Here is a 10249-nt window from a genome sequence, read left to right on the forward strand (position 1 = left end):
TGTCAACCCACCCCCGGCCTGTCGTGTGTTGCGCCACGGCGTGTCGGGTCGGCGAGTCTCAATACGTCCGCAAATGGTGGCGCAGCAACGCCCCCGCCGCCGCCCGATGCTCCTCGGCGAGCAACCCCCCGGCGGCCAGCACATAGTCGGCGTCGACCACCGCGGCGGCGGCGCGCGGCAACGCCCATCCGCCGGCGTGGTCGGCGAGGACCGCCGCCAACACCTGCCCGGACGTGTCCGGCGGCGCGTGTCGCAGCACCCCACCGGAACCCACCAGCAGCCGCACGTCGCGCAGGTCCCGCCCGGCCCGCTCGCCCGTGGCGGCACCGCGGGCGTGCCGCCGCAACGCCACCGTCGCCGCGAGGGTGGCGATGCGCCGGTCCACGGCCCGCTCGGCGTCGTCGACGGCCAGGAACGCCGGGTCGGCGGCCCGGCGCGCCGCTGCGGCCGTCAGGTCGTCGGACTCACCCGCGACGAGCAGCCGCTCCTCGGCGGCGGCACGGACCACACCAGGGGCGCTCCAGCGCATGCCCAGGTCGCCCTCCACGGTGCGGGCCCGCCACAGGCTGCCGGCGACCTCCCGACCCGGCCCGGTGGCCCGCTCGTCGGGGGTGAGCACCGAGTACACGTCGGTGGTGGCCCCACCCACGTCGACCACGGCGAGGTCACCGCCGATGGTGTCGGCGAGCACCTCCACACCGGTGAGCACCGCGTCGGGGGTGGCCGCCCGCACCAGCCGCGCGAACCGGGTGCCCTTCGACAGCCGTTTACCGCCGATGACGTGGCGCAGGAACACCGCGCGAATCGCCGCCCGTGCCGACGTCGGCGCGAGCACCCCGATGCGTGGCAGGACGTTCTCCGCGCCCGTCACCGGCACCCCGGCGGCCTCCAGCAGCCCGGTGAGCTGCTCGCGTACGTCGCCGTTGCCGGCGTACACGACCGGCACCCGCCACCGGGCGCGGGCCAGCCGGGTCGCGTTGTGGGTGATCGTGTCGGCGTCACCGCCGTCGGTGCCACCGACCAGCAGCACGACGTCGGGTCGGGCGGCCCGCAGCGCCCCCAGGTCCGCCGCGCCGAGCCGACCGGCTGCCACGTGCACCACGTGCGCGCCGGCGGACAACCCGACCCGTCGGCCCGCCTGCGCGGTGACCAGCGGCTCGTAGCCGATCACGGCCAGCCGCAGCCCACCGCCGGCCGACGAGCAGACGTACCACGGCGCGTTCCGGGCGCCGAGGCCGACGGTGGCCGCCGCGACCGCGGCGTCCAGGCCGTGCAGCACGTCGGTACCCACCGTCGTCGGTGCGGCCGCCGCGCCCACCAGCACACCGGCGGCCAGGTCCACCACCGCCACCTTGGTGTACGTGGAGCCGACGTCCGCGCAGACCGCCAGGGTCACGACGCGGCGGGAACGACCACGGTGCCGGTCGCGGTGACCGCGACGATCGGCGGGTCCAGGACCTCGGCGGCGGACTCGGAGCGGTCCGGGCGGCCCCGGCACACCACCGCGCAGGACAGCTCCAGGGTGCGGCTGCGGGAACCCACCCGGGACACCCGCGCGGTCACCTCGACCACGTCACCGGCGCGGATGGGCGCGCTGAACCGCACGTCGGAGTACCCGGCGAACAGGCCCTCGTCGCCGTCAGTCTGGATGCACACCTCCGTGGCGACGTCGCCGAACAGTCCGAGGGCGTACGCCCCGTCGACGAGGTTGCCGGCGTAGTGGGCGTGGGAGTACGGCACGTACCGCCGGTGCGTCACGGTCAATCCGAGCCTGGAGTCGGTCATGCCATCGCCTTTCGCTGCGTGATCAGGGCGTGCACGAGGTAGCTGGCCACCTCGCCGGGCGTGGTGCCCCGCCCGAAGATCCGGTCCACGCCCAACTCGTCGGTCATCGACTCGTCGAACCGGGGACCGCCGACGATCAGCAGCGGCCGCCGCCCCGCCGGCATCGCCTCGCGGAACGCCGCGGACATCTCCCGGGTGTTGTGCAGGTGCGCGTCGCGTTGGGTGACGACCTGCGACACGAGCACCGCGTCGGCCTTCTCCACCCGGGCGGCCTCCACCAGCTCCGGCACGCTGACCTGCGCACCCATGTTGGTGACCTTCAACTCCCGGTAGTACTCCAGGCCCTTCTCCCCCGCGATGCCCTTGACGTTGAGGATCGCGTCGATGCCCACGGTGTGCGCGTCGGTGCCGATGCACGCCCCGACCACGGACAGCTTGCGCCGCAACCGCTGCTTCACCACCGTGTTGACCTCCTTGGCCGACAGCAGCGCGAAGTCCCGTTCCACGACCTGCACCGCGTCCAGGTCGACCAGATGGTTCACCCGCCCGTAGACGACGAAGAAGGTGAACCCGTCACCCATCGGCTTGGCGTGCACCACCATCGCCGGGTCGATGCCCATCCGGTTGGCCAACTGCACAGCCGCGCCCTCGGCCCGCTTGTCATGCGTCACCGGGAGGGTGAACGACACCTGCACCATCCCGTCACCGGTGGTGTCCCCGTACGGCCGCACAATCGCCCCGCTCACGCTGCCCCTTCCAGGATGTCGGTGGCCGGGTTGCAGTAGTCGGCCTCGTGCGCGGCGACCCCGGCGAGGCCCTTACCGCGGTCCGCGGGCCGCTTCATGATCCCGAACGTGCCCTCCGCGATCGCCGTCAGCAACGTCTGCTCCCCGATGCGCTCCAGCAGGTCCAACGCCTCACCGAGGACCTGGTTGGCGCGGCGCCGGATGAACCCGCCCGGCGCGGGCACGAAGTCCTCGTGCAGCCCACCGGCAGCGCCCAGCACGTACCGCACGTTCTGCAGGGCGATGTCCCGGTCGGACAACCACGGCGTCACCACCGCCTCGGTCATCATCCCCACCAGCAGGATGCCCTGACCGGTCAGCGCGCCCGCCAGGTTGAAGAACCCGTCGAGCAGGTTGCCCCGGAACACGTCGCCGGTCATGTGCTTGGTCGGTGGCATCCACTTCAGCGGCGCGTCGGGGAACAGCTCCCGGGCCAGCAACGCGTGCGCCAACTCCAACCGGAACGACTCCGGCACCTCCGGGTTGATCTCGAACGCGTGCCCCAACCCCAACTGCCAGTCCGCCAGGCCCGCCTCGTGCGCGAAGAACTCGTTGAGCAGCTGCGACACCGTCACCGTGTGCGCCTCGTCGACCGCGTCGGCGGTGGTGAGGTAGTTGTCCTCACCGGTGTTGATGATGATCCCGGCACGGGCGTGCACCTGCCGGGAGAACCGCTGGTCGACGAACGTACGGATCGGGTTGATGTCGCGGAACAGGATCCCGTACATCGAATCGTTCAACATCATGTCGAGGCGTTCCAACCCGGCGAGGGCCGCCATCTCCGGCATGCACAGCCCGGAGGCGTAGTTGGTCAACCGCACGTAGCGGCCCAACTCCTTCGACGACTCGTCCAACGCCGCGCGCATCAGTCGGAAGTTCTCCTGCGTGGCGTACGTGCCGGCGAACCCCTCCCGGGTCGCGCCCTCGGGCACGTAGTCCAGCAGCGACTGCCCGGTGGAGCGGATCACCGCGATCACGTCCGCGCCCGCCCGCGCCGCCGCCTGCGCCTGCGGGATGTCCTCGTAGATGTCCCCGGTCGCGACGATCAGGTAGATCCACGGCCGCTGCGCCGGGTCCCCGTGACGCTTCACGAGGCGGTCCCGTTCCGCGCGCCGCCGGTCGATACGCCGGATGCCCGCGCCGACCGCCTTCCGTGCCGCCGACCGGGCGGTCGTGGCGGCCCGACCGGTGGGCAGGGCGAAGCGCACCGACCCGGCCGCGGCCTTCTGCGCCAGCAGCGTCACGTCGGTGATTCCCTCACGCGCGAGGGCGTCGTACACCGGCACCGCCACCCCGTGCCCCAACCCCACGTCCGCGACGACCGCGTCGACGAGCCGGTTGACCCACGGAATACCGTCCGGGTCGGCGCCGGTCACCCCGGCCAGCCGCAGCACGGCCCGCTCCACCGACACCGTGGTGTGGCTGCGCGCCAGGTCCACCACCGGCTGCCCAGCCCGGCGCGCCAACTCCCGCGCTCGCGCCACCAGCACCGGATCAAGATCAAGCTTGCTCATCGACCATCCACTCGCTCATGTGCCTGATGGCTCGCTCGCTTCGCTCGCTCACGACGACCCTTCCTCATAGATGACCTCACCGCGCAGCACCAGGCTCCGGCACACCGGCAGCGGCGTCGGGTCGTCCGGACCCCGCACCTCCGGGTCCTCGGCCAGCAGCACCGGCAGACCCCGCTCCACGCCCGCCGGCGTCGACCACACCGCGAACGTCGCCGGCGCACCCAACGCGAGGACCCCCTCGACGTCCAGGTGCACCGCCCGCCAACCACCACGGGTGTGCGCGGCGAACGCCGCCCGCACACTCATCCGCTGCGCCGGATTGTGGTGCGCCGCCGCCGCCCGCACCGACCCCCACGGGTCCAGCGGCGTCACCGGCGAATCCGACCCGAACGCCAACGTCACACCCACTCCGTGCATCGCACCCATCGGGTTCGACTCCAACGACCGGTCCAGACCCAGCCGCGACTCGTACATCCGGCCCGCGCCGCCCCACAACCGGTCGAACGCCGGCTGCATGCTCGCCACGACCCCGTACTCCACGAACCCGGCGATCAGCCGCTTGTTCATGATCTCCGCGTGCTCGATGCGGTGCCGGGCCGCGCGCAACTTCTCCACACCCAGCGTCCGCGCCGCCCCCGCGAAACCCTCCAGCACCGTGCCGATCGCGGCGTCACCGATCGCGTGGAACCCGCCCTGCATGCCGTGCGCCGCGCAGTCCAGCAGGTGATCCCGCACCTGCTCGACCGTGAGGTACCCGTGCCCACAGCCGTCACCATCGCCGTACGCCTGCGACACGTGCGCCGTCCGCGAACCCAACGCCCCATCGGCGAACAGGTCACCGCCGGCGCCCACCGCACCCAACTCCCGGGCCCGCGCCGCGCCGCCCAGCTCACCCCAGTACCCGTACACCTCCGGCAACCCCGCACCGGAGATGCCCAGCAGGCCCGTGAAGTCCTCCTCGTCGGAGATCTCCGGACCACCGCACTCATGGACCGCCGCGATACCCAGCGACGCCGCGTGCGACAGTGCCACCCGCTGCGCGGCGACCCGCTGCGCCCGACTCACCGACCCCTGCGCCGCGGCCCGCACCACGTGATGCGCGTCCCGACGCAACCACCCCGACGCGTCGTAACCCGCCGAGTCCACCACCTGCGGGCACGCCGCCAGCAGCGCCGACGACACCAACGCCGAATGGATCGAGGCCTGCGACAGGTACACCCGCCGCCCACCGGCCGCCCGGTCCAGCGCCGCCGCGTCGGGCAACGTCGGGTCTGACCAGCCCGACTCGTCCCAGCCGTGCCCCAGCACCACCGCGTCCGCCGGCAGACCTGCCGCGAACCTGCCCACCGCGTCGAGCAACTGCCCCGCCGAGCGCACCCCGGACAACTCCAGCCCGGACAACGCCAACCCGGTGTCGGTGGCGTGCACGTGCGCGTCGACGAAGGCCGGCGTCACCAACGCCCCACCCAGGTCCACCACCCGGTCGGCCGGCGGCGCGTCACCGTCGGTCCCCAACCAGGCGATCCGCCCACCGGACACCACCAGCGCGGTCGCGCTCGGGTCGGCGGGGCAGTGCAGCACGCCGCCGCGGTACAACGTCGAGGGGTTCGTCATGACCTCAGTCTGCCGCGATCCGCGCCGTGAACAGCTGACGGACCCCCGGCTCGGCGCGCAACAGCCCCAACGCCAGCTCCGCGTGCCCCGGCACATAACCGTTGCCCACCAGCATCGTCACGTCCGCAGCCAACCCCTCCGCGCCCAACGCGGCGGCGGAGAAGCTCGTCGCCATCGAGAAGAAGATCACTGTGCCGCCGTCCGCGGTGGCCAGCACCGCACCGTGCTCACACCCCGGCACGTCCACGCAGACCACCGTGACGTCCGCCGGGGCACCCAGGGCGGTGGTCACCGCCGTGGACAGCCCCACCGGGTCCCGGGCGTCGGCCAACGCCACCACCGACGCCAGACCCGCGGCCACCAGCGCGTCACGCTCCGCCGCCACCGGCACCACCCCGACGGTACGCGCGGCGCCCGCCCGCCGCGCCGAGGCGAGGGACAACGACCCGCTCTTGCCCGCCCCACCGATCACCGCGACCCGCACCGGCGTCGGATCACCGGTCCGGCGACGATCCTCGACGTAGCGCGACACCACCCGCGCGGTCAGCGCGGGAGCCCCGCACACGTCCAGCACCGCCAGGGACAACTGCGGGTCCTCGTCGTCCGGCAGCACCGCCGCGATGGAACGGGCGAACAGGATCGCCCACCCGTCACAGGGCACCTGCTCGCTACGCCCGTCCCAGCGGGCCAGCCCGTCGGTCACCACCAGCGGGGTCAGCGTCAACGACACCAGGGTCGCGACCCGCTGCCCCGGCTTGAGCCCGAGCGGGGAACGCCGACCGGCCTCCTCGACCGTGCCGATCAACATCCCGCCAGAGCCGGTCACCGGGTTCTGCATCTTCCCCCGGGTCGAAATGATCTCCAGCACCTCGGCGCGGACCGCGTCGCCGTCCCCGCCGTGCTTCTCCGACAACTGCCGGAAGCTCGCCGCGTCCAGGTTCAGCCGCTGCACCCGGATCCGCACCTCGTTCGGCCCGATCGCCGCCGATGCGTCCAGGCGCCAAGCCGCCTGCGGCAGCACCCCCGCCGGTTGCACGACGCGGTGCAGTCCCACCGGTGACGTCACGCCGACCTCCCCTGTCCAGCCGCCCGAAGCCCCGGTCAAGGCTCGCGTAACGGGAAAACTTACGGCAGACTAGTTTCTGTACCGAATATTTTCCAGTAGCCTTCGAGCCCAATGATCAGCCACAACACCGAGGAGGGGCCGTGACCCAGACCCAACCGGTTGAGACCATCCCTCAACCCCGTCACGCCCCGGTCGCCGTACCGACCGCCGGGCAGCCCTACGAATACCACCGCCGCCCCCTGGTCGAACCCGACTGGACCCGCTTCCCCGGATGGCGCCACGTCACCCGCGACCAGTGGGAATCCGCCCAGTGGCAGCGCGTCAACTGCGTCAAGAACATCAAGCAGCTCCGCACCGTCTTCGGCGACCTCATCGACGACAGCTTCTACACCGACCTTGAGGCCGACCAGCAGGCCCTCGCCACCATGTCGATGCTCGTGCCACCCCAAATGATCAACACGATGGTGCCGTTCGCGCCCCTCACCACCGAGGCGCTGCTCGCCGACCCCATCCGCCGCTACATGATCCCGGTCGCCTCCGACCGACGCACCGACTGGCCGTCACACCCCTACGCCAGCCGCGACAGCCTGCACGAGCACGACATGTGGGTCGCCGAAGGGCTCACCCACCGCTACCCCACCAAGGTCCTCGCGGAGCTGCTCTCCACCTGCCCCCAGTACTGCGGGCACTGCACCCGCATGGACCTCGTCGGCAACTCCACCCCCGCCGTCGACAAGCTCAAACTCACCCTCAAGCCCGTCGACCGCTACGACGCCCACATCAGCTACCTCAAAGCCCACCCCGGCGTACGCGACGTCGTCGTCTCCGGCGGCGACGTGGCCAACGTCCCCTGGCGCAACCTCGAGTCGTACCTGATGCGCCTGCTGGAACTGGACACCGTCCGCGACATCCGGCTCGCCACCAAGGCCCTCATGGGCCTCCCCCAGCACTGGCTGCAGCCCGATGTCGTCGAAGGCCTCGAACGCGTCGCCCGCACCGCCGCCCGACGCGGCGTCAACCTCGCCATCCACACCCACGTCAACCACGCCCAGTCACTCACCCCGCTGGTCGCCAAGGCCGCCCAGACCGCCCTCGACGTCGGCGTCCGCGACGTCCGCAACCAGGGCGTGCTCATGCGCGGCGTCAACGCCACCACCCCCGAGCTGCTCGACCTCTGCTTCGCGCTGCAGGGCGAAGCCGGGATCCTGCCGTACTACTTCTACATGTGCGACATGATCCCCAACGCCGAGCACTGGCGGGTGCCGGTCTGGCACGCCCAGCAACTCCAGCACGACATCATGGGCTACCTCCCCGGCTACGCCACCCCCCGGATCGTCTGCGACGTCCCGTTCGTCGGCAAGCGCTGGGTGCACATGCTCACCGACTACGACCGTGAGCGCGGCATCTCCTACTGGACCAAGAACTACCGCACCTCCATCGAGTCCGCCGACCTGGAGGCGCTCAACAAGCGCTACGCCTACTACGACCCGATCGACACCCTGCCCGAGGGCGGGCAGCAGTGGTGGAACGACCACCGCGACGACTGACCCACCGACGGCGACACCCCCGGAAGCCCACCTTCCGGGGGTGTCGCCGTCCCCCGTCACCGACAGCCCAGGCCCTGGACGTATCCGGCCGGCAGCGTCCCGGCCGCGACCTCGTCGGCGTACTCCCAGAACACCTCCGGCCAGTCACCGCGCTCGTTCATCTGGTGCAGCACCCGCCACCCGTGGCTGCTCCGCAGCGCGTCAGCGGCCCGCCGCACCGCGGCGTCGTCCCCGCTCGCCTTCGCCCGCTGCCACTCCGCGATCCACGTGCAGCCGACCCGCGACGTCACGGCGGCACCGAACTGGTAGGAATCGTTGATGCCCACGTCGCCCAGTGCCGCGACGTCGAAACCCGGCGGAAGCGGCACGTCGGCGAGCACCTCGGCGGCCCGCGCCTGAACCCGCTCAGGAATGACAATCTCCGGCGGAAGCGCACCCAACCACGTACGCGCGTCGACGCGGACGACGGCCGCGAGGACCCGGTCGAACTCCTTCCGCGACCAGTTGTCCCCGGTACGCATCTCAACGTAAACGCCATCGCGGGGACGGAGTATCACCGCGAAGTCTCTGGCCGAATACCGGAACAGATCACCCGGCCAACCGTCGACCTCCACCGTCTCCGCCCGACTGATGTCAAGCCGGTCGGCGTAACGGACCGCGTAGGAGTCAGCCGGATACCAGTTCATCTCCAGCTCGCGCTCACCTCTCCGAAACGCGATGGTGCCAGACTCCTGCGCGAACCCGTACACGGTGGTCGCCTTCCAGCCAGGCTGGTTGATCAGTAACCGTGGATTCTTCTCGGCGGCCCGCATCGCCACCGGCGAGTAGACGACCGGAACGCTGGCGGTAACCGCGGGAGCCGCCTCACCCAACTCCTCAGGCTCCCGCACCAGGATGGACACGGAAAGCACACCGGCGACTACCGCGGCCACCGTCGCCGCGCCGGCGAAGCGACGAACGTGGCGTCCCACCGTCGATCGGCGTTGCGGTTGTTCCACGAAACGATGGAGCGTCGACTCGGACATGATCTCCTCCAGGAGGGTCTGCTTAACCCCACCGAGGTGCCCCATGACGTCGAGCCGAGCCGGATCAGCTTCTCGAACCAGCCGGTCAAGTTGTTCCTCGGTCATCTCTCCTCCTTCCGAGTGGCTGCGGTCAGCACATCGAGTACATGTCCAGGCGGGCCGAGGTCGTCACCGACCAGTTCACGCAGCCTCGCTCTCGCGCGCGACAGTCGAGTCCGGACCGCGGCGGGACTGACCTGAAGGACCGCGGCCACCTCGCGCGGCTGCAAGCCCTCCCAGACGGTGAGCATCAGCACCTCCCGGTCCAGCTCACCCAGACCCGCCAGCACCGCCCGAACAGCGAGCCGTTCAGGCACCTCACTGCCCGGATCGACGGCGGCCGTGGCGACGATCTGCTCACGTAGCCGCTCACCCAGTCGCTGCCGGCGAATGCCACCCCGGTGATGGTTGGCCAACACCCGCCGGGCCACCCCGTACAGCCAGAGGCGAGCTTCGGAGTGAGCCGGAATGTCATGCCGGCGACGCCATGCGACCAGGAAGGTCTCCGCGACGACGTCGGCCGCGTCCTCGGGATGCTCGACACGCCGCAGCGCGTAGGCCAACAACGGCTCGAAGCCCTCAAGGTAGACGCGCCGGAAGCGGTCCTCGTAGTACTCAATGCCGGAGCTCACGTTCACTCCATGTCCGGCAGAACCCCAACCGTGACAGGCCGCCCGACCCGCCCCCCGCGGAACGCCCTCCCCGCCCCTCCCCGCCCCTTTGACGCGTCGATCTAGGGCGAATCGTTGTGCCTTGAGATCAACTGGCAGCGATCTGCCCTAAGGCGTGTTTCGTAAGTCAGGCTGGCGGGGTCGAGGTCACGGCGTGGCGGTGATCGACAACTGAAGAGGTCTCCGGTATCTGGTTCTGCGAC

9 protein-coding genes are annotated in these 10249 nt (G+C 71.1%); 1 reads left to right on the forward strand and 8 read right to left on the reverse strand.

The window, feature by feature from the left end; genetic code table 11:
- Nucleotides 1-58: 58 nt before the first annotated feature.
- From ABZS37_RS17045 to ABZS37_RS17070, 6 genes are read right to left on the reverse strand one after another with little or no spacing between them, the layout of a single operon-like run.
- Entirely contained in the window at nt 59-1396 is a 1338-nt protein-coding gene (locus ABZS37_RS17045; RefSeq protein WP_355169929.1) for a glutamate mutase L, read from the reverse strand.
- Complete coding sequence (locus ABZS37_RS17050) at nt 1393-1785, reverse strand: hotdog domain-containing protein (protein WP_355169931.1); 393 nt, start codon at nt 1783-1785, stop codon at nt 1393-1395. Before ABZS37_RS17050 ends, ABZS37_RS17045 begins: the two co-directional genes overlap by 4 nt.
- Nucleotides 1782-2531: an OAM dimerization domain-containing protein gene (locus ABZS37_RS17055; RefSeq protein WP_355169933.1), complete on the reverse strand. Its 750-nt coding sequence runs from the start codon at nt 2529-2531 to the stop codon at nt 1782-1784. The genes ABZS37_RS17050 and ABZS37_RS17055 overlap by 4 nt, the downstream gene beginning before the upstream one ends.
- A complete protein-coding gene (locus ABZS37_RS17060) occupies nt 2528-4084 on the reverse strand; it encodes a lysine 5,6-aminomutase subunit alpha (protein ID WP_355169935.1) in 1557 nt (518 codons plus the stop codon). Before ABZS37_RS17060 ends, ABZS37_RS17055 begins: the two co-directional genes overlap by 4 nt.
- Nucleotides 4085-4132: 48 nt before the next feature.
- On the reverse strand, nt 4133-5698 hold the full coding sequence (locus ABZS37_RS17065; RefSeq protein ID WP_355169937.1) for an amidohydrolase: 1566 nt from the start codon (nt 5696-5698) through the stop codon (nt 4133-4135).
- Nucleotides 5699-5702: 4 nt separating this feature from the next.
- Nucleotides 5703-6752, reverse strand: coding sequence for a zinc-binding alcohol dehydrogenase (locus ABZS37_RS17070; RefSeq protein ID WP_354997797.1), 1050 nt, complete (start codon nt 6750-6752; stop codon nt 5703-5705).
- A 152-nt stretch (nt 6753-6904) separates the two neighbouring features.
- Between ABZS37_RS17070 and ABZS37_RS17075 the strand changes: the two genes are divergently transcribed.
- Entirely contained in the window at nt 6905-8311 is a 1407-nt protein-coding gene (locus ABZS37_RS17075; protein WP_355169939.1) for a lysine 2,3-aminomutase, read from the forward strand.
- 56 nt (nt 8312-8367) lie between these two features.
- On the opposite strand, the gene ABZS37_RS17080 is transcribed toward ABZS37_RS17075, so the two are convergent.
- A complete protein-coding gene (locus tag ABZS37_RS17080; protein ID WP_355169941.1) occupies nt 8368-9441 on the reverse strand; it encodes a hypothetical protein in 1074 nt (357 codons plus the stop codon).
- Nucleotides 9438-10007 (reverse strand): RNA polymerase sigma factor, encoded by a 570-nt coding sequence (locus tag ABZS37_RS17085; protein ID WP_355169943.1) that lies wholly within the window; start codon nt 10005-10007, stop codon nt 9438-9440. Before ABZS37_RS17085 ends, ABZS37_RS17080 begins: the two co-directional genes overlap by 4 nt.
- Nucleotides 10008-10249 lie beyond the last annotated feature (242 nt).

It is taken from the genome of Micromonospora sp. NPDC005413, from assembly GCF_040606435.1.
Lineage (GTDB): Bacteria > Actinomycetota > Actinomycetes > Mycobacteriales > Micromonosporaceae > Micromonospora.